21 protein-coding genes are annotated in these 17,985 nt (G+C 49.3%); 2 read left to right on the top strand and 19 right to left on the bottom strand.

Annotation, left to right across the window (positions count from 1 at the left end; genetic code table 11):
- Window positions 1-28 precede the first annotated feature (28 nt).
- Genes ccmI through ccmA form a run of 9 tightly spaced genes read right to left on the bottom strand, consistent with a single transcriptional unit; the run spans window position 29 to window position 7,052 of the window.
- The gene (ccmI, locus tag CWI81_RS00800) at window positions 29-1,237 is read right to left on the bottom strand and encodes a c-type cytochrome biogenesis protein CcmI (RefSeq protein WP_126783347.1); all 1,209 of its coding nucleotides are present in this window, start codon (window positions 1,235-1,237) and stop codon (window positions 29-31) included.
- Entirely contained in the window at window positions 1,230-1,700 is a 471-nt protein-coding gene (locus tag CWI81_RS00795) for a cytochrome c-type biogenesis protein (RefSeq protein ID WP_198678628.1), read from the bottom strand. The genes ccmI and CWI81_RS00795 overlap by 8 nt, the downstream gene beginning before the upstream one ends.
- Window positions 1,697-2,266 (bottom strand): DsbE family thiol:disulfide interchange protein, encoded by a 570-nt coding sequence (locus tag CWI81_RS00790; RefSeq protein WP_126783346.1) that lies wholly within the window; start codon window positions 2,264-2,266, stop codon window positions 1,697-1,699. The genes CWI81_RS00795 and CWI81_RS00790 overlap by 4 nt, the downstream gene beginning before the upstream one ends.
- On the bottom strand, window positions 2,263-4,230 hold the full coding sequence (locus CWI81_RS00785) for a heme lyase CcmF/NrfE family subunit (protein WP_126783345.1): 1,968 nt from the start codon (window positions 4,228-4,230) through the stop codon (window positions 2,263-2,265). The genes CWI81_RS00790 and CWI81_RS00785 overlap by 4 nt, the downstream gene beginning before the upstream one ends.
- Window positions 4,227-4,724, bottom strand: a complete 498-nt coding sequence (gene ccmE / locus CWI81_RS00780) for a cytochrome c maturation protein CcmE (protein WP_126783344.1) — start codon at window positions 4,722-4,724, stop codon at window positions 4,227-4,229. Before ccmE ends, CWI81_RS00785 begins: the two co-directional genes overlap by 4 nt.
- Complete coding sequence (gene ccmD, locus CWI81_RS00775) at window positions 4,721-4,936, bottom strand: heme exporter protein CcmD (RefSeq protein WP_126783343.1); 216 nt, start codon at window positions 4,934-4,936, stop codon at window positions 4,721-4,723. Before ccmD ends, ccmE begins: the two co-directional genes overlap by 4 nt.
- Window positions 4,926-5,684 (bottom strand): heme ABC transporter permease, encoded by a 759-nt coding sequence (locus CWI81_RS00770; RefSeq protein WP_126783342.1) that lies wholly within the window; start codon window positions 5,682-5,684, stop codon window positions 4,926-4,928. Before CWI81_RS00770 ends, ccmD begins: the two co-directional genes overlap by 11 nt.
- A 1-nt stretch (window position 5,685) precedes the next feature.
- Window positions 5,686-6,360 carry a heme exporter protein CcmB gene (gene ccmB / locus CWI81_RS00765; protein ID WP_126783341.1) on the bottom strand — a complete coding sequence of 225 codons (675 nt, stop codon included), beginning with the start codon at window positions 6,358-6,360 and terminating at the stop codon, window positions 5,686-5,688.
- Window positions 6,357-7,052 carry a cytochrome c biogenesis heme-transporting ATPase CcmA gene (gene ccmA, locus CWI81_RS00760; RefSeq protein ID WP_126783340.1) on the bottom strand — a complete coding sequence of 232 codons (696 nt, stop codon included), beginning with the start codon at window positions 7,050-7,052 and terminating at the stop codon, window positions 6,357-6,359. Before ccmA ends, ccmB begins: the two co-directional genes overlap by 4 nt.
- Before the next feature lie 125 nt (window positions 7,053-7,177).
- Between ccmA and CWI81_RS00755 the strand changes: the two genes are divergently transcribed.
- Both CWI81_RS00755 and CWI81_RS00750 read left to right on the top strand, forming a co-directional pair.
- The gene (locus CWI81_RS00755; RefSeq protein ID WP_157983284.1) at window positions 7,178-8,818 is read left to right on the top strand and encodes a flagellar hook-length control protein FliK; all 1,641 of its coding nucleotides are present in this window, start codon (window positions 7,178-7,180) and stop codon (window positions 8,816-8,818) included.
- Window positions 8,815-9,090 (top strand): EscU/YscU/HrcU family type III secretion system export apparatus switch protein, encoded by a 276-nt coding sequence (locus CWI81_RS00750; RefSeq protein ID WP_126783339.1) that lies wholly within the window; start codon window positions 8,815-8,817, stop codon window positions 9,088-9,090. The genes CWI81_RS00755 and CWI81_RS00750 overlap by 4 nt, the downstream gene beginning before the upstream one ends.
- 168 nt (window positions 9,091-9,258) lie before the next feature.
- Here CWI81_RS00750 and CWI81_RS00745 read toward each other — a convergent pair whose 3' ends face one another.
- The 10 genes from CWI81_RS00745 to CWI81_RS00700 are packed head-to-tail and all read right to left on the bottom strand — an operon-like array spanning window position 9,259 to window position 17,946.
- Window positions 9,259-9,729, bottom strand: a complete 471-nt coding sequence (locus CWI81_RS00745; RefSeq protein ID WP_126783338.1) for a DUF2802 domain-containing protein — start codon at window positions 9,727-9,729, stop codon at window positions 9,259-9,261.
- Between the two features lie 23 nt (window positions 9,730-9,752).
- Window positions 9,753-10,256: a chemotaxis protein CheW gene (locus tag CWI81_RS00740; RefSeq protein ID WP_126783337.1), complete on the bottom strand. Its 504-nt coding sequence runs from the start codon at window positions 10,254-10,256 to the stop codon at window positions 9,753-9,755.
- Window positions 10,257-10,260: 4 nt separating this feature from the next.
- The gene (locus CWI81_RS00735) at window positions 10,261-11,064 is read right to left on the bottom strand and encodes a chemotaxis protein CheW (RefSeq protein WP_126783336.1); all 804 of its coding nucleotides are present in this window, start codon (window positions 11,062-11,064) and stop codon (window positions 10,261-10,263) included.
- Complete coding sequence (locus CWI81_RS00730) at window positions 11,061-11,846, bottom strand: ParA family protein (RefSeq protein ID WP_126783335.1); 786 nt, start codon at window positions 11,844-11,846, stop codon at window positions 11,061-11,063. The genes CWI81_RS00735 and CWI81_RS00730 overlap by 4 nt, the downstream gene beginning before the upstream one ends.
- Window positions 11,847-11,848: 2 nt before the next feature.
- Window positions 11,849-13,024 (bottom strand): protein-glutamate methylesterase/protein-glutamine glutaminase, encoded by a 1,176-nt coding sequence (locus CWI81_RS00725; protein WP_126783334.1) that lies wholly within the window; start codon window positions 13,022-13,024, stop codon window positions 11,849-11,851.
- Between the two features lie 14 nt (window positions 13,025-13,038).
- Window positions 13,039-15,168: a chemotaxis protein CheA gene (locus CWI81_RS00720; RefSeq protein ID WP_126783333.1), complete on the bottom strand. Its 2,130-nt coding sequence runs from the start codon at window positions 15,166-15,168 to the stop codon at window positions 13,039-13,041.
- A gap of 13 nt (window positions 15,169-15,181) precedes the next feature.
- A complete protein-coding gene (locus CWI81_RS00715; RefSeq protein ID WP_126783332.1) occupies window positions 15,182-15,922 on the bottom strand; it encodes a protein phosphatase CheZ in 741 nt (246 codons plus the stop codon).
- A 15-nt stretch (window positions 15,923-15,937) separates the two neighbouring features.
- On the bottom strand, window positions 15,938-16,321 hold the full coding sequence (gene cheY / locus CWI81_RS00710) for a chemotaxis response regulator CheY (RefSeq protein WP_126783331.1): 384 nt from the start codon (window positions 16,319-16,321) through the stop codon (window positions 15,938-15,940).
- Window positions 16,322-16,355: 34 nt separating this feature from the next.
- A complete protein-coding gene (locus CWI81_RS00705; RefSeq protein ID WP_126783330.1) occupies window positions 16,356-17,081 on the bottom strand; it encodes an RNA polymerase sigma factor FliA in 726 nt (241 codons plus the stop codon).
- Complete coding sequence (locus CWI81_RS00700) at window positions 17,074-17,946, bottom strand: MinD/ParA family protein (protein ID WP_126783329.1); 873 nt, start codon at window positions 17,944-17,946, stop codon at window positions 17,074-17,076. The genes CWI81_RS00705 and CWI81_RS00700 overlap by 8 nt, the downstream gene beginning before the upstream one ends.
- Window positions 17,947-17,985: the final 39 nt, after the last annotated feature.

Here is a 17,985-nt window from a genome sequence, read left to right as displayed (position 1 = left end):
ATCCGCTACTACTTTAATCCGTTAATTGTTACGGCTGTCGTTCAGACAACTGCAGTTCGACGTTTACAGCATCTACAGCCTTAATAACCCTTGGCTCGGCATTAAGATCACCCGGCTGCAGTTCAATTTTATCATCTTGCGACACCCGTGCCTGTACTTTCCATTGTTCGAGCGAGCTTAATTGCAATTCTGGCAACATCGAATCCTGATTGCTTAGCGTTACTGTTATTGGAAAATCCGTCGCCGGAACCCGTTTAACAGCAGCCGGCATGGGGACACCATCGACCGCAGTGACGTAAACAAATAAAGTACCATTTTGCGGCAACTGCTGACGCAATGTGTCATTAATATCTACAGTAACCGTAAGTTGCTGCAGATCTCGTTGTTGCTGCTGTTTTGCATCAGCAATAGCCTGTTCTACCGCAGTCCGCCGGGGACTACTTTCTGGTGTCAGACGCAGCAGTTGTTGCCATGCATTAATGGCTTGCTCATAGTTGCCGGTTTCATAAGCAACAAACCCACTCAGGGAAATCGCTTCGACGTTATCCGGTTCAATTTTCAAGGTACGCGCTAATAGCTGGCCGGCTTTTTGTAAATTACTCTCGTTACCGTTTTGTAATAAAAACCGCGCATAGCTAACTAAGGTTCCTGTTCGATCAGGATCCAACGTCAGTGATTTCTCGAACGCACTATTTGCCTGGTCAAACTGATTGAGGTCTGTCATTAACCCTGCGTATATCCACCATGCAACCGGATCGTCGCCTTGCCGTTGCAGTTTCTGCCGCAAGCCAAGGGCAAAGGTACTCAGGGTATCAGTGTCGACCTCTTGCTGCTGCTGCAATACTCGTTTGCCAAGTTCTGGTAATTGTTGCAAAGCGTCATCGGCCTGGCGTTGCAAATTCCAGCTACCATAGCCCGCATAGAAACCCAGCGAAATGATGATTAACAGTGCCATGGGTAACCACGGTTTAATCGGTTGCCAATTAATACCTTGTTCAATATCTTTGTTATCGGTGACGAAGGTCTTGTCCAGCTCAAGTCTGGCTTGATGATAGTCTTCATCATCGACACGTCCAGCGGCCCTGTCCTCATCTAATTCTTGCAGCCGTTGCTGATACCAACGTTGGTTTTCGCTGGTCCGTTGTAATGATTCACGCCGCTGAACTCTGCGCGCCAGCAACACAACAATAACGGCAACAAGCAACAGTACCGCTAATACCAGCAGCAACTTAATCATCTTTTGACCTCTCTTTTAACTGCTGCAACTGCTCACGCTCCTGGTCGCTCAAAGCCACTGTCTGACGACGTCGGCGAGACATACGAATAGCAATAGCAATACCCACCAGAGCAATAAACAATGGCGCCAACCAAAGCACGGCGGTAAATAGATTAAACGGCGGCCGATAATGGGCAAAATTACCATAGCGGGCCACCATGTGATCAATAACTTCTTGTTTGGAGTGACCCTGCATGACCATATTATAAGCTCGCTCGCGCATATCCCCTGCTAAAGGTGCATTAGAGTCAGCAATGTTTTGATTTTGACATTTGGGGCAGCGTAGCTCTTGGGTAAGTTGCTGATAGGTTTGACGCTGTTCAGCCGTCTTAAACTCATAGCCATCATAGGTAACCTGCTGCGCCAGAAGAGCCATTGAAAAAACCAGTGTTACCATGCCCAACAGGCCTTTTAGTAAACTCATGAGCTACTCTCCTGCTGCAACTGCTGATAAATTTTCTGCAGTTTGTTTTCCCAGTTACGCTGGTTCACGTCACCCACATGGCGGTACCGGATTTTTCCGTTAGCATCAATAAAATAGGTCTCGGGAGCACCGTACACGCCAAATTCAAAGGCAACATCACCTTCAGGATCAAAGATATTGACGGTATAAGGGTCACCAAGGGTATTAAGCCAGTCAATGGCTTTTGCCCGCGAATCGTCTTGATAATTCAACCCGACAATGGGAACGCCCTGAGCCGCCAGTTTATTCAAAAACTCGTGCTCAGCCCGGCAGGTCGGGCACCAGGTTGCCCACACGTTCATTAACAGTGGTCCGTCGTACAGCACTTTTTCAGTGTGCTGAATGTTGTCGTTAAATAAATCCACTGCCGAGAATTCAGGTACCGGCTTATCAATCAACACAGATTCCAGTTTGGTGGGATCGCTGCCCAGCCCTTTTAATAAGAAAACGACCAAACCGATAAACACGACCAGCGGTAAAAATAATACCCACCAGTTCTTGTTACTTTTTGTTTGAGCGTCACTCATACGAGTTGCTCCTTTGACTTGCTTTTACGGTAGCGCTTATCTGCCATCGCAAACACACCACCAACAGCCATTATAATAGCGCCTAACCAAATCCAGCGTACAAACGGCTTAATATAGAACCGGACAGCCCATGACTTATCAGCACTGTTTACGTCATCTAGCGGCTCACCCATGGCAATATATAAATCACGCAACAGACTGCCATCCAGGCCTACTTCGGTCATACTCATACGCTGCACCCGATAAAAGCGTTTTTCACTAACCACTTCAGTCACCAACTCACCGTTTTTGTGCAGCTGGAACACGCCTTCATCCGAGTCAAAATTAGGACCTTCAACATGACGTAATTCTTTAAAGGTTAAGTCATAACCGCTTACTTCGACGGTTTGTCCAGGCGCAATAGCAACATCTTGTTCGGTCTCGTAATGCGAGACCAGAGCCACGCCAATCAAGGTTACCGCGAAACCAATGTGGCCAAGCACCATTCCCCAATGACTGCCCGGTATACGTGTGATGCCCGCTAACCCTTGTTTGCGCTGTTTTAGTGTTTGCTGGACTTCGGTAATAGTACTAAGCACAACCCAAAACGCTAAAAACAAGCCGATTGCAGCCCACATTGGTAATTCGTCGGCCCAAATTTGCGGTAACAGAAAGCTTAACGACAACGCCAGAACCAGACACAGTGCCAACGGTTTTAGCAATGGCTGCAACGGCTGCCGACGCCAGCGCATCAGCGGCCCAATGCCAAGCAGCAGCGCAAACGGCACAACCAGATAGCTGTATAGATCGTTAAAGAAAGGCTCGCCGATAGAGATACTTCCCATGCCCAGCTCTTTGTGCACTAACGGCAATAAGGTACCTAACAGCACCACCACCATCGCGGCCATTAACAGCACGTTATTACCCAGCAGCATCACTTCTCGCGAAGCTAACTGATAACGACTGTAACCTTGCATTTGGCCAGCCCTGAGGCCGTATAATATCAAGGAACCACCGATGACCAGCGCCAGCAGCACCAGAATAAACAGGCCCCGGGTTGGATCAGAAGCAAACGCATGCACTGACACCAGTACGCCCGATCGCACTAGGAACGTACCCAGTAGACTTAAGCTAAAGGCGGCAATCGCCAATAGCACGGTCCAGGACTTAAAGCTGCCGCGTTTTTCGGTCACTGCCAATGAGTGCAGTAACGCAGTACCGACAAGCCATGGCATAAATGACGCATTTTCGACCGGATCCCAGAACCACCAGCCGCCCCAGCCAAGCTCGTAGTAAGCCCACCAGCTACCAATCGCAATGCCTAGCGTTAGAAAGATCCAGGCTGCTAATGTCCAGGGGCGCGACCAACGTGCCCAGGCAGCATCCAGCTTACCCGACAGTAATGCCGCAATTGCGAATGCAAACGCTACCGAAAAGCCCACATACCCCATATACAATAATGGCGGATGAATAATCATGCCCGGATCTTGTAACAGCGGGTTCAAGTCGCGGCCATCGACCGGAATCATTGGTAAACTGCGGTCAAATGGATTAGAGACGGTCAGCATGAACAGATAAAAACCAATGCTGATAAGCCCTAAAATACCTAATACTCGGGCGACCATCGGTAATGGAATTGAGCGTGACAATAGTGCTACTGCCGCAATCCAGCCGGACTGCATCAGCATCCACAGTAAAAACGAGCCTTCGTGAGAGCCCCACACCGCAGTAACACGATATTGTACCGGCAACTGGGTATTCGAATTAGCAGCCACATAGGCAATGGAAAAATCGTTAACGACAAAGGCGGTAACCAATAATGCAAATGCAATTGCCGTAAACAAAAACTGCCCAATCGCCAGCGGCCGTGCATAGGCCATAACGCCGCCATGCCCGCGCCAGGAGCCGTATAACGCATATCCCGCCAGCAACACTGAAAAAGCCAGCGCAATGGCAATACTTAGATGGCCTGCTTCTGCAATCATTGGCCGTCTCCGCTTGAGTTATAAGAATCATCCACCGGGTTGTTCGGGTTGACGTGCTTTATACCTTTCATTTTTTCGGCGAGCTCAGGCGGCATATATTCTTCGTCGTGTTTAGCCAGTACTTCGCTAGCTTTTAATACCCGTGGTTCTATCAATTCACCCTGTGCCACAATACCCTGCCCTTCACGGAACAAGTCAGGCAAGATGCCCTGATACAAAACGGTAATTTCCGGACCTGTATCGGTAATGTTGAACTTAACTTCCAACGTATCACGGTTGCGCTCAACAGAGCCGTCTACCACCATTCCACCAACACGCATGCGCTGGCCAACAACCGGCGTCTTTTCCCCTTGTTCCATCTCGACAAAGTCACTGGGGGTATAAAATAAGTTAATACTTTGGCTCATTGCATAAAGCATTAAACCAATGGCAGTAGACACCCCGACCACTAACACCAGGATCCAGGTTAACCGCTGTTTTCGACGAGGGTTCATCGCGTTGACTCCTTAACCGGCGACTGTTGCCGTTTTGCCAAGCGCCGCTTGCGGCGCTGCAAAGTTTGACTTTGACGTTGCAACCGACGGCGGCCTAAAGCCGCGTCCAGGGCTACCCCGGCAATCACTAAAAAGCTTAAAAAGAAGGACAACCAGACATAAAAACCGTAGCCGCCCATTTGTAAAAACTCACCAAAACTCTCAAACGCCATCGCTGAGCTCCTTATCGGCGCTAAGCTCTTTTTGAGCCCAGGGCCGATGCAATTCATGACGCAACAACTCATTTTTAAAACGCATCATAACCAGGCTAATAGTCAGTAACTTGAATCCTAGTAAGCTAACCAACAGTGGCCAAAGCATGCTGGTTGCAATAGAGGGTCGCTCAAATTTAGTGATTGTGGCGCCCTGATGCAGGGTGTTCCACCACTCCACAGAGTAATGAATAATCGGCAAATTCACGACCCCGACAATAGCCAGAATAGAAGCGGCTTTGGCACCGGTACGAACGTCGTCAAAGGCATAATACAAAGCCATCACACCGACGTACAAAAATAATAAAATAAGTTCTGAGGTTAAACGCGCGTCCCAGACCCACCAGGTGCCCCACATAGGCTTACCCCAGATGGCGCCAGTTAATAGTGCGACCACTGTCATGGCTGCCCCTACCGGCGCTATTGCCGGTATCGCCCACTCAGCGGTTTTTATTTGCCAGATCAGCGCAATTGCCCCCATCACGGCCATCGCGAAATAAGCAGCCATGGAAAAGATCGCCGATGGCACATGAATATAGATAATACGGTAGCTGTCTCCTTGCTGATAATCAGCAGGAGCGTACGCCAGTCCCCAGATCATACCTACCGCTAAACTGACTACGGTAAAAGCAGCAAACCAGGGTAGTAATTTATCGACTAAGCGATATGTTGCTTCGGGCTTCGCGTAAGGGTGTAACCATCGCCACATATTAATTCATACTCATTCTGACAGCGGCCGCAATTGCCAGCGGCGCCAGGGTTACCGTTAATACGGAGATTGCGGCCAAAATAGCCAATTGTGCGTGAACATCTAGTCCCATGCCGGCATTTTCGACAGCGGAAGTTGCAAATATTAGCAGTGGAATAAACAGCGGTAATAATATCAAGCTAACCAACGAACCGCCACGTTGTAACTGCAGCGTTAATGCCGCGCCAATGGCTCCCAGTGCACTTAATGCCGGAGTGCCCAGCAACAAGCTTAATGCCAGCGCCCACCAAGCGTCGACCGGCAAGTTGAGCAGGAGAGCCAGTAGCGGCGACAACAGAACCAACGGTAAGCCACTTAACAGCCAGTGCGCGGCAACTTTTGCGGTTAGCGTATAAGCTAATGGTTCAGGTAATAAGCACAGCTGCTCCAGACTTCCGTCGTTGTAATCGTCTTTAAACAAACGATCCAAGCCCAGCAAAGTTGCTAATAACGCTGCCACCCAAATAATTCCCGGTGCAATACGCTCCAGAATATCTGGCCCCGGGCCAATCCCCAACGGGAACAATGTCACCACCATTAACAAAAACATTAACGGATTCAGTGCATCGGAGCGGCGGCGCGCAGCAATCCGTAAATCTTTCGCCAATACTGACCGCCAAAGTTGCCAGGAGTTCATTCGCTCATCGCCTCTTGTTGCAACGGAGCTAAGGTCAATTGTTGTAGCGGTAAGTCGGCTAGCCCTAATGGTTGATGCGACGTCATGATAATACTACCGCCATTGTCTAAGTGTTGCTTAAAACGCTGTTGTAACAGCGCGATACCATCCACATCCAGCGCCGTAAAGGGCTCGTCCAGAATCCACAGTTCGGCCGTTGAGCTCCATAACCGGGTCAACGCCACTCGTCGCTGTTGCCCAGCCGACAACCTACCGGTGAGTTCTTCCTCTAAGCCGAGCAATCCCAATTGCTCCAGTACATCCCAGTCGCGCTCATCGTTTAGCTGAGCGCTTTTGTCGCCGCCTAAACGGCGCTGCCAAAACACATTTTCTAACGCACTGAGCTCAGGCTTTACGGCAGCTTTGTGGCCGATATAGAGTAATTGCTGGTGAAATTCGTTACGATAGGCTGCAAGCTTATGGCCGTTGAAGAAAACACCTCCGCTACTGGGCTGTAGCAGCCCTGCCAGCATTCTTAATAAGGTAGACTTGCCGGCACCGTTGGCACCACTGATCTGCCACAGCTCACCGCTATAAAGGGCAAACTGCAACTGCGCAAATAAAACTCGGCCACCGCGAATTGAGCTAACACCGTCGGCGTGTAATAGTGGGGTGTCAGTGTTCACTCGCTGCGTCGTAACGGGCTTTGTCATTAACGGTGTCCAACAGCCTAAAATAGAAACGTAAATTGACTGAAGTTTACCACAATTACGGCCGAAAAAACCATGTATAGACGCGGCAAATCCGCACAGGCTGTACTACTTTGAATCGAGGCTAAATGGAACTCAATCAGCTGCTACAACAACTGTTAGCGCAAACTGGTGGTAAACCCGGCGCGGGCTCTAATGCACCATTAACCGATCTGTCTAAAGTGGTTAATGCAGAGTCCGCGAAAACTCTGATGCAGGTTCTTACCCGGGCCGCCGGTTTACCCGCAAGTTCAGTCCAGCAGGCACCACCGGCGCAGCTACCGACGCTGCCGGTACAACTGAGTATTACGCCAGCCAAACCTGCGACCCAAACACCGGCACAACTAACCTTAACGGTAGTGCCACCCAAAGCACCCACGGCTACCGCCGCTAAAACAAATACTCAACCAGTGAGTATACAAATACCAGTAACCAAACAACAGCTCTCGCAACTGCAGACGCTATTGCCAGCGACGTCTGGCCCGACAACAATTAGCCCCAAAACGACTCAGCAACCTATGGTTTTGGTGGTCCAGCCCAGCCCGAAGCAAAGCCCGCAACAGTCGATAACACTGCAACTGATTAATCCAAAAGCGCCGCAAAAACCAGTAACGATTGAGTTACCAACCAGTCAGTTGAGTAAGCCCCTGGCACAAGCTGCAATTGCATCAACCAAACCGACCGTGCCACCACTTGCGACCCCAACTGAAACCCGTCAGCGGCCAGCACCGCCGCAGTCCAGTTCACAACCCATAGCCGCAGGCGTCATTCAAAAACAGGCGCAACAAATAACACCCCAGCAGTTTCGGCAGGTGATCCAGCAGGTAGTCCGCGGTGAACTCCAGTTAACATCGCCAACAGCACCATCCCAACCGCAGAATCCACAACAGGCAATCTCCCGAGTTTTGCAGGCCGTGATGCAACAACTGCCCGCGGCTGAATCAATGCAACAGCCGCAGGCCCTTAAGCAATGGGTTAACGACTGGTTTGCGGCTAAGCCGGTAACCAGTACCTCGGCGCAACAAATGGGTAACCTCGGCAAAATGCTGATGATGTTGCTTGGCTTTGCTATGCAACAACCTAAGGCTAACGCAGCAGCGACAACCACCACTCCGCTGTCGGCACAGCAACAAAACACTGTGGGTCAGTTAACGCAGGCGTTATTAGATCAGGTATTAAGACCCGCGCCAAGGTTAGCTGGAGAACAAGCCTTTAGCGGTGAGGTGCGCGAGCGTATTAACCAGCTATTGCAACAGCTGCCGGCAACTCAGCTACAACGTTTAATGCAATTGTTCACAGCTTCGGTTAATAGCGCCCAGACCAGTCAGGCGCGGCTGGCAGACTCAGCCGGCACTCAACCCGAATACTTTGTGTTGCTTCCGGGATCACAACAAAACCCGAACCAACAGCACGAATTATTAATTCGGCGCGAGCATGAGCGCAGCAAAGATGATGAGTCGTCCCGCACCGTGTGGTTATTTACCTTACGCTTTGAGTTACAGGAGCACGGTCCGTTATTAGTTAAAGGACGTTATCACCCTGCTGGCACGCGAGTAGATTTTTACACAGAGTCCGATAGCGCCGAACGAGCGGTACAACAGCAAATGGAAAAACTAGAGACGCGTTTTGCCGAACTGGAAGTCAACGGGCTGAATTTAACCGTTCAAAAAGGTAAAGTACCCGATACGTTGGCCAAGCAACAGAGCGGTATTATTCGGGTGACGGTATGACAGACCAACAAAAACAGGCCATCGGACTCTCCTACGACGGCGTTAATGCGCCACAAGTGATCGCCAAAGGTTTTGATGAATTGGCCGAGGAAATTATTGCGGTGGCCAAAGAACACGGAGTATTAGTGCACGAAGATCCACTACTCTCAGATTCTCTCGCAAAGCTAAACGTTGGTGAAGAAATTCCCCGAGATCTGTATATCATTATCGCTGAGCTCATCGCATTCGCTTATTTGCTGGAAGGCAAATTCCCGGAGTCGTGGGGGGGATAAGAATAGCTATTTGCACCTTCGTTGCGGCTGTTTTTGGGCTTTGCCCAAGGCTGTTAGGTGGCGAAAATCGTAACAGTTAGTGTCTATACAGCTTGCGCCAGCGAAGCGAGCGCATAAACAGCCCGCCCGCAGGGCGAAATAGCCGCATCACAGATGCAAACAAGTGCTTTACTTCCGCATGGCGGCAATTAATTCGGCTTCCGCGCGGGGTAGATCGCATTCCTGCATAATTTCTTCAACACTGGCACCAGTGGCCACCAACTTTGCAGCACGTTGGTAGAGTTTCGCGCCAGGATCTTGTTGGGAAAGTTGTTCAAACTTCTGCTGCAAAGCATGTTGTTCTTCAGTTAACTGCCGAACTTGTTGTTGTAACCGTTCACTTTGCTGCTCAAGCTGATGCTTAAGGCTTTGCTCTAGACTCTGCTGTAATTGTTCAGTTTGAGCGAAGTCATTACCGCTGCTGTTTAGCTGTTGTTTTAAGGCCAATACCTCACTAGCGCTCTCGGTTAACATCATCAAGCGCTGTTGCTGACGCTCGATGATCTGCGCCTGTTTGCGAGAGGTAATAATGACCGCGGTCAGTGCCAGCAAAGCCAACACTAACGCAGCTATAGCTACCAGCAACGATACTGAGAGCATGATTTGGTTTCCTTAAATCCGACTTAACTTAGACGTGAGATTTCGTCCCACTCTTCGTCGGTTAACATTTTATCCAGATCGACCAAAATCAACAGCTCACCTTCACGGTTACTGACGCCCTGAATAAAGCGCGAGCTTTCATCAGTGCCCACATTTGGCGCTGTGTCAATTTCTGACTTTTTCAGGTAAACCACTTCGGCAACACTATCGACCAGAATTCCAATCACTTGCTTTTCAGACTCGATGATCACTACCCGCGTATTGTCGGTGACTTCCGCCTGGGGCAAACCAAAACGCAGACGCGTATCAATTACCGTCACCACATTGCCACGCAAGTTAATAATACCCAACACGTAGCTCGGGGCTCCGGGAACCGGCGCAATTTCGCTGTAACGCAGAACTTCTTGCACCTGCATTACATTAATACCATAGGTTTCCTGTTCTAGCTGAAAAGTAACCCACTGTAAAACTTCGTCATTACCTTCTGCTTCAACTTGTTTGTTTACGTTACGGTTTTCCGTCGTCATGCTCTCACTCCGGTTTTTCTGATGGTTCGGACTGGATATGTCCCAAACCGTTATCTAGCAGTGTAATCAATGCGTTAACATCCAGCAATGCACACATACGCTGGCGAACCACACCTGCCAACCAAGGACGTTTTTCATTCACTCCCTGACGCCATTGTATAGCCTCTGGCTGCAGCGGCTCACTATCTACCAGCTCCTCGCACAGCAAGCCCCAGGGACTATCACTCAGTGTGATCAAATACTGATAGTTAATTTTCTCTTGCAGCTCAGGCGTTAACTTTTCAGGCATCACCCAGCGCGCTGTATCGACCACTTGCAGTTTTTCGTCACGCTCAGTCATTATTCCCTTGAACCATTTCGGTTTGCCGAAAATAGGACTGATTTTGCCAATGGTGTGGATGCCACCTAAGCTCTTTAACGGAACCGCTAAGGTTAGCCCGGCAACCCGAAAGAACAACGCCTGAAAATCGCCCTGCTGATATTCTTCCATTGCATCAGGTTGCGTCGCCAGCGACTCATCCGCTGCTACAGACTGTTCGGCGGTCTCTAGCGGCTGTTCAAGTTGTTCAATTTCTTCGACTTGTTCAGGCTCTTCAACAGTTTCAACGGGTTCCGCTACCGGTGTGGTTACCGCTATTTCGGGAACCTGAACTTCTTCATTATCGGCCGCAGGCTCAATTTCTAAAATCGTTGCCTGACTGAGCAAACGCTTTACCGGCTCGTCATCAAAGTCAGCAACTGGCTTATGTTCTTCCTCAAGCAATGCATTGAGGTATTCCATCATTGCCTTATCACTGCTTCCACTCATGACAGATCCTGTTCAGCAAGCTGCTGTAAATGGGTAAGTAACGATTGATAAGCCAATACGCCCCTCGCTTTCGGCGCATACAATGACGGTGGTAATTGCTGATTACTGGCATCACGGAATTTAGTGTCGATGGGGATCATACCGTTCCAAACTGAGCGCCCGTATCGCTCGACCAACTTTTTATAAGTATCTAAAGAAGCTCGGGTGCGCTTATCGTATAACGTTGGGATAATGGTGTAACGATAATCCTGACCGCGTGACTTTTGGATCAGCTTAAGCGTCCGCATCATGCGCTCCAGGCCTTTCAACGCCAGAAACTCAGTTTGCACCGGGATCAGTACCCGATGGCAGCAGGCCAGAGCATTAACCATCAGTACACCGAGCACCGGTGGTACATCAATCAACACATAGTCGTAATCCTGCTCGAGCGTTGCCAACGTTCGTTTTAGGATAAGGCCCATGCCGCCCTGACTGCCTAATTTCCGATCAAGTGTTGCCAGCGCCATTGTCGACGGCAATACATCCAGGTTTTTTACCTCACTCGGCACAATCGACTGTTTTACTTTGTCCCGGCTAATTTCTTTGCCCAGTAAAAACACATCGAACGCACTGGTTGGCAGTTCTTCAGAGTCGAAACCAAAGTAATAGGTTAATGAGGCGTGCGGATCGGTATCGATACAAAGTACGCGTTGACCGCGCTCTGCCAGCAATCCGGCCAGTGCCACAGTGGTGGTGGTTTTTCCTACCCCACCTTTTTGATTGGCAACCGTCCAGACCACCATAGTTATTGGTATCCAACCTCTTTCAGGATGGCTTTTGCCATATCTGTAAGGCTAATACTACGACTGGAAATCCCTGCCGAAGCAACGGCTTGCGGCATACCATAGACTACGCAACTTGCTTCGTCCTGAGCCCAGATGGTTGCTCCATGTTGTTGCAACATACGCGCGCCTTCGCGGCCGTCAGCCCCCATTCCTGTTAAAATCACGCTCAGTACTTTGCCGCCAAATAACTTTGACAGGCTGGCAAAAGTAACATCGACACTGGGCTTATAAGTAATACGCCCGCTATCATCTTCGCGTATTCGTAAACGTGTATTACTGGCGCTGCCGTCGACCAACATTTGCTTGCCGCCCGGCGCCAGATAGGCCACACCAGGCTTCAAAACATCGCCCTCTTCCGCCTCTTTTACTTTAACTTTGCACAGGCCATCCAGGCGCTGTGAAAAAGCTTTGGTAAACGCCGCAGGCATGTGCTGAACCATAATAATAGGATATGGAAAGTTCTGCGGTAATTGGGTCAATATTTTCTGTAACGCTACCGGCCCACCCGTCGAGGTGCCAATGGCTAACACCTGATAGTTGCGATTGATGGTGAGATTCGTGGTTGCTGCAGTAGTCCCTTCGCTGGTCTGTTGACGTTGCTGGCGTTCGTCGCTACGTTGACGAATACGATCCAACGCCGACGTACCGGGTTTATCGACTTGTGGCCTTGCTGTACGAGAACTCGGACGACTAACAGGTGCTGGCGGTGGGGTTGCTGCGCGGGCCGAGCGGGCAGCCGGGTCAGTCGCAATTGCCAACACTCTATCTTGTAACGTTCTTACCGCATCGTCGCGGTTTCGGGCAATATCCTCAAACTTCTTTGGCAAAAAGTCGGCAGCACCGGCTTCCAGCGCATTTAACGTCGCTGTTGCGCCGTCATGCGTCAACGAGCTAAACATTAAGATAGGACAAGGGGCCGAGCGCATAATCTCTTTAACCGCGTCAATGCCGTTCATTACCGGCATTTCGATATCCATAGTAATAACGTCGGGGCGAAGAGATTTTGCTTTATCAACGGCTTCGCGGCCGTCATTAGCTGAGCCGATCACTTCGATGCGGCGATTCTGTTCGAGGATCTCAGTAACTCGGCGTCTAAAGAACGCCGAGTCGTCTACCACCAGAACTCGTACTGTCATTGAAAGGGTGTCCGTTAACGTTTAGCGTAATACTTCAGCATGCTCGGAACATCAATAATCAAGGCGATACCACCATCACTGGTGATGGTTGCACCCGCCATTCCAGGCGTGCCCTGTAATAGTTTATCCAGCGGCTTAATCACCACTTCTTCTTGTCCGATAAGAGCGTTCACTACGAAACCAACTTGCTGGTTACCAATTTGCACGACCACAACATGCCCAGTCTCGTTGCGGGTTGAGCGATCGGGGTTACGAACCAACCAGTGCTCAAGGAAGAACAATGGAATAGCGCGATTTCGTACAATCAATGTCAACTGGCCGTCTACGGTATTCGTGCGGCTCATGTCTAAGTCGATAATTTCGCTGACCACTGCCAGTGGTAACGCGAACGTCTGTTCTTTTACCGCGACCATCAATGTTGGCAAAATAGCCAGCGTCAGCGGCACTTTAATCAGCAGTTCGGTGCCTTTACCCAACTCCGATTTAATTTTAACACTACCGTTAAGCTGGCTAATTTTGGTTTTCACCACGTCCATGCCAACACCACGACCAGAGATATCCGATACTTGATCTTTGGTCGAAAAACCTGCCGCAAAAATCAAATTATAGGCGTCTTCATCGCTCATTCTGGCAGCGCTGTCTTGATCCAAAATACCGCGTTTAATCGCGATACCTTTTAGCTTTTCCGCGTCCATACCGGCGCCGTCGTCTTTAATTGACAACATAATGTGGTCGCCTTCCTGCGACGCCGATAAACTGACAGTCCCTTGCCGGGGCTTGCCTTTAGCAACCCTGTCATCAGGCATCTCGATGCCGTGGTCGACTGAGTTACGGACCAAATGCACCAATGGATCGGCCAGAGCTTCAACTAAGTTCTTGTCCAGATCGGTATCTTCACCGTGCATCTCTAAATTAATTTCTTTTTTCAGACTACGTGCTAAGTCGCGCACAACCCGCGGGAAGCGACCAAAAACTTTCTTAATCGGTTGCATCCGGGTTTTCATGACTGCGCCCTGCAAATCACCGGTCACTACGTCCAGGTTAGAAATGGCTTTACCCATCTCATCGCCTTTGCCTTCTTCACTATTGCTAAGGCTCAGCAGCCGGTTCCTGACTAACACCAGCTCGCCGACCATATTCATGATTTCATCGAGACGCTTGGTGTCGACCCGAACAGTAGTTTCTGCCGGCGGTGGCGTCGGTGCTGCGGGCTTATTAGCTGCAGGTTTCTGATCTGGCTGTTTAGGTTCCGGCTTTTTCGGTTCTTGCTTTTTCGGCTCTGGTTTCTTAGGTTCGGGCTTTTTAGGCTCTGATTTTTTCGGGGCCGGCTGCTGACTTTCGGCAGCATCTTTGGTCGGCGCTTTGCCTTTACCGTGCAAATCATCCAACAACGACTCAAACTCGTCGTCGGTTATTTCGTCATCATCGGCTTTTTTCTGAGCTTTAGCCTTTTCCTCTTGTTGCTGCTTTTCTGCACTGACCGGCGCTTTGCCCTGACCATGCAGTTCATCCAACAAGGCTTCAAATTCATCATCGGTTATCTCATCCGAATCTGGTTCGGACTTACTTGCGCTGCTTTCTGCACCAGGGCCTTTGCCCTCTCCGTGCAGTTGATCCAGTAATGCTTCAAATTCATCATCTTGAATTTCGTCAATACCACCATCACCGCTGTCTGACTGTTCAGCTTCAGTTTCAGGTTCTACTGCTTGCTGCTCTGGCTCGTCGGCTGGTGATACCGGCTGCTCATCTTCGCTTTCTGGTTGACTCAACTGATGCAATGCCTGCAGCAAGTCATCTGCCGCGGCTTCGGGTTCTTCACGAGCCTGCAATTGCGCAAACTGGGCGTTAATCGTATCCAGTGCTTGCAGGATAATGTCCATGAGCTCAGAAGTAACCGTGCGTTGACCGTTACGCAGCGTGTCAAACACATTCTCGGCACCATGACAGGTGTCGACTAATGCAGTTACTGACAAGAAGCCAGCGCCACCTTTCACGGTATGGAAACCACGGAAAATGGCATTCAGCAAATCCTTATTTTCAGGATCATTTTCCAGCTCTACCAGCTGCTCTGATAATTGCTCCAGGATTTCTCCTGCTTCTATCAGAAAGTCCTGAAGAATGTCTTCGTCCATCTCAAAGCTCATGCGATTGCTGCTCCTAGAATCCTAAACTGGACAGTAAATCGTCAACATCATCTTGGCCTGAAACCACATCATCGCGCTTATCCGCGTCGATAATCGGACCTTCTGCCTGATCTTTATTGACTTCTTTGGGCTGTCCTTTGGCGGCTTCTTGAGCCTCGTCGCCAAAGAGTTTCAACAGCTCAATCAGGTTTTTCTCTACATCTTCAACCAACTGGATGACGCGTCTGATAACCTGACCGGTAATATCCTGATAATCCTGAGCCATCAATACTTCGGTCATCAGGCTATGGATCTGCGGCATATTATTTCCACAGGTCTTTAATACATCATCGACACCATGGCACAAAGACTTGAATTCTGATAACTCGATATTGTTATCCATCAATTGCTGCCATTGCGGCATAATGCGGTCAATTTTTTGATGCATGTCGTCAGACAGCGGTAAGCAAGCTTCAACCGCGTCCATTGTGCGGTTAGCCGCATCTTCGGTTTTCTGGATTACGTACTGAAGACGATTCTGCGCATCGGGCAATTCATCTTCGGTGAGTTGCAAAATACGCGGATCCAACTGAAAGTCTTGCAGCGCTTCGTGGAGGTCGCGCGTCAATTGGCCAACAGAGGTGAACAATTTATCGTTGCGCCGGTTATAAACTTCATCCAGCTTTTCATTCGCTTTTTTCTGGTTCCCCGCCTCTAACAGCGCAACCAGCTCTCGGGCCTGCTCCAGCGAAATATTATGGGCTTGCTCAGACATGTTTGGCATCGCCCTTTAGCTGATTCGTTCGAAAATTTTATCGAGTTTTTCTTTTAGTGTCGCTGCTGTGAATGGTTTTACGATATACCCATTAACACCCGCTTGAGCCGCTTGAATAATTTGTTCGCGCTTAGCTTCTGCGGTTACCATCAACACGGGTAGGTGCGCCAGGTTATCGTCTTTACGAATCTCTTTGAGCAGATCAATACCCTGCATACCCGGCATGTTCCAGTCGGTCACGACAAAGTCGAAATCGCCTTGCTGCAACATCGGTAGCGCAGTATTCCCATCGTCGGCTTCCTGAATGTTGGTAAAGCCTAAATCGCGCAGTAAGTTTTTGATGATACGTCTCATTGTTGAAAAATCATCAACAACAAGAATTTTCATATTTTTATCCAAAGCTCCCTCCACTGAGGCTCTCGATTACCACAAATTATTCAACCCAACTTTGCATACGCGACTTAAGGCGTAGCATGGCTTGACTATGAATTTGACTGACTCGCGATTCACTCACACTGAGTACTTCGCCAATCTCTTTTAAGTTCAACTCTTCGTCATAATACAATGAAAGCACCAAAGCTTCACGCTCTGGTAACGAAGAAATTGTTTCAGCCAGCGCACGATGGAACGCATTGTTCTCTACATCGCGCTGTGGCTCATAATTTGTCCCGGTTACCTGCTCGGGAATAATCGCGTCTTCTGAAACACCAAGATCTTCGAGACCAATAATACGACCCGAATTAACGTCCCGTAGTATCGCATAATATTCATCCAGTGGCATTTCTAAGCGTTCAGCAACTTCTGCATCTTTAGCATCACGGCCGGTGTCATTTTCCACCTGACGTATTGCTTCTAATACGCGCCGGTGGTTGCGATGTACTGAGCGCGGAGCCCAGTCTCCACGACGAATTTCATCGAGCATAGCGCCGCGTATCCGAATTCCTGCAAAGGTTTCGAAGCTTGCGCCCTTACTATTATCAAAATTGCGAGCAGCTTCCAGTAATCCAATCATGCCGGATTGAATCAAATCATCAATTTGTACACTGGCTGGCAACCGCGCCATCATATGGTGCGCAATTCTCTTCACCAGTCCTGTGTGTTTTTCAATGATCGCCTGCCGATTATCGGCATGGGCACTGTAAACAGCCGCTTTATTCATTGGCAACATCCTGCTTAGTATTGTTATCGGCAGAAGTTATTAATTGTTCAAGAAAAAATTCCATATGTCCGCCGGCTTGTGCCGGAACCGGCCAGTCCAACGCTCTTTTCGCAAGCGCTTTTACCGCCAGCGAAGCGGGTGATTTCGGGTGGGCCACAACCAGCGCTTTCTGTTTTCTAACCGCTAATCTCAGGTTGTCGTCGTAGGGAATAATAGCGGCCAATTCTAACGCGACATCTAAAAACCGATCCGTGACCTTAGTCAATTTATTGAATAAAACCTGACCCTCGCGCAAATTACGGACCATATTCGCGACCACCTTGAATTTGAACACGCCCTGATCGCGACTTAGCACCTTCATCAGCGCATAGGCATCAGTAATCGAGGTAGGTTCATCACAAACAACCAGCATCACATCCTGTGAAGCGCGAGCAAAACTAACTACGGTATTGCCGATGCCAGCAGCCGTATCAATAATGAGCACATCAAACTCATGCTGTAAATCGCTGAAGGCTCGAATTAAGCTGGCATGTTCAGACTCGGTTAATTCAACCATCGACCGGGTGCCCGAAGTAGCAGGGACAATATTAATCCCGCCAGGCCCTTCGACTAAAATATCACGCAATTCAGCCTGCCCGTTTAATACGTGGGATAGGTTTTTTTCCACTCGCAAGCCCAACATAACGTCGACATTGGCCAAGCCTAAGTCCGCATCCAATACCAGCACACGCTTGCCTTGTTGCGACATCGCAATGGCCATATTTAAAGATACGTTGGTTTTTCCAACACCACCTTTACCTCCGGTCACTGCAATTACTTTTATTTTTGACTGTTTCATTCTTCTTAAGCCACTTGCTTGATCCATTTGCGCGCTACTCTTACTGCTGGCGTTATGCTGCTACAT

This window comes from Idiomarina seosinensis, assembly GCF_003987275.1.
In the GTDB taxonomy this organism is placed as follows: Bacteria; Pseudomonadota; Gammaproteobacteria; order Enterobacterales; family Alteromonadaceae; genus Idiomarina; species Idiomarina seosinensis.
The sequence above is the reverse complement of the archived record's forward strand: the minus strand, read 5'-3'. Positions and strand labels throughout refer to the sequence as shown.

What these genes read in the sequence shown, in the direction of transcription:
- ccmI (WP_126783347.1), bottom strand. Translation starts at nt 1,237, where the DNA reads ATGATTAAGTTGCTGCTGGTATTAGCGGTACTGTTGCTTGTTGCCGTT.
- CWI81_RS00795 (WP_198678628.1), bottom strand. Translation starts at nt 1,700, where the DNA reads ATGAGTTTACTAAAAGGCCTGTTGGGCATGGTAACACTGGTTTTTTCA.
- CWI81_RS00790 (WP_126783346.1), bottom strand. Translation starts at nt 2,266, where the DNA reads ATGAGTGACGCTCAAACAAAAAGTAACAAGAACTGGTGGGTATTATTT.
- CWI81_RS00785 (WP_126783345.1), bottom strand. Translation starts at nt 4,230, where the DNA reads ATGATTGCAGAAGCAGGCCATCTAAGTATTGCCATTGCGCTGGCTTTT.
- ccmE (WP_126783344.1), bottom strand. Translation starts at nt 4,724, where the DNA reads ATGAACCCTCGTCGAAAACAGCGGTTAACCTGGATCCTGGTGTTAGTG.
- ccmD (WP_126783343.1), bottom strand. Translation starts at nt 4,936, where the DNA reads ATGGCGTTTGAGAGTTTTGGTGAGTTTTTACAAATGGGCGGCTACGGT.
- CWI81_RS00770 (WP_126783342.1), bottom strand. Translation starts at nt 5,684, where the DNA reads ATGTGGCGATGGTTACACCCTTACGCGAAGCCCGAAGCAACATATCGC.
- ccmB (WP_126783341.1), bottom strand. Translation starts at nt 6,360, where the DNA reads ATGAACTCCTGGCAACTTTGGCGGTCAGTATTGGCGAAAGATTTACGG.
- ccmA (WP_126783340.1), bottom strand. Translation starts at nt 7,052, where the DNA reads ATGACAAAGCCCGTTACGACGCAGCGAGTGAACACTGACACCCCACTA.
- CWI81_RS00755 (WP_157983284.1), top strand. Translation starts at nt 7,178, where the DNA reads ATGGAACTCAATCAGCTGCTACAACAACTGTTAGCGCAAACTGGTGGT.
- CWI81_RS00750 (WP_126783339.1), top strand. Translation starts at nt 8,815, where the DNA reads ATGACAGACCAACAAAAACAGGCCATCGGACTCTCCTACGACGGCGTT.
- CWI81_RS00745 (WP_126783338.1), bottom strand. Translation starts at nt 9,729, where the DNA reads ATGCTCTCAGTATCGTTGCTGGTAGCTATAGCTGCGTTAGTGTTGGCT.
- CWI81_RS00740 (WP_126783337.1), bottom strand. Translation starts at nt 10,256, where the DNA reads ATGACGACGGAAAACCGTAACGTAAACAAACAAGTTGAAGCAGAAGGT.
- CWI81_RS00735 (WP_126783336.1), bottom strand. Translation starts at nt 11,064, where the DNA reads ATGAGTGGAAGCAGTGATAAGGCAATGATGGAATACCTCAATGCATTG.
- CWI81_RS00730 (WP_126783335.1), bottom strand. Translation starts at nt 11,846, where the DNA reads ATGGTGGTCTGGACGGTTGCCAATCAAAAAGGTGGGGTAGGAAAAACC.
- CWI81_RS00725 (WP_126783334.1), bottom strand. Translation starts at nt 13,024, where the DNA reads ATGACAGTACGAGTTCTGGTGGTAGACGACTCGGCGTTCTTTAGACGC.
- CWI81_RS00720 (WP_126783333.1), bottom strand. Translation starts at nt 15,168, where the DNA reads ATGAGCTTTGAGATGGACGAAGACATTCTTCAGGACTTTCTGATAGAA.
- CWI81_RS00715 (WP_126783332.1), bottom strand. Translation starts at nt 15,922, where the DNA reads ATGTCTGAGCAAGCCCATAATATTTCGCTGGAGCAGGCCCGAGAGCTG.
- CWI81_RS00705 (WP_126783330.1), bottom strand. Translation starts at nt 17,081, where the DNA reads ATGAATAAAGCGGCTGTTTACAGTGCCCATGCCGATAATCGGCAGGCG.
- CWI81_RS00700 (WP_126783329.1), bottom strand. Translation starts at nt 17,946, where the DNA reads ATGGATCAAGCAAGTGGCTTAAGAAGAATGAAACAGTCAAAAATAAAA.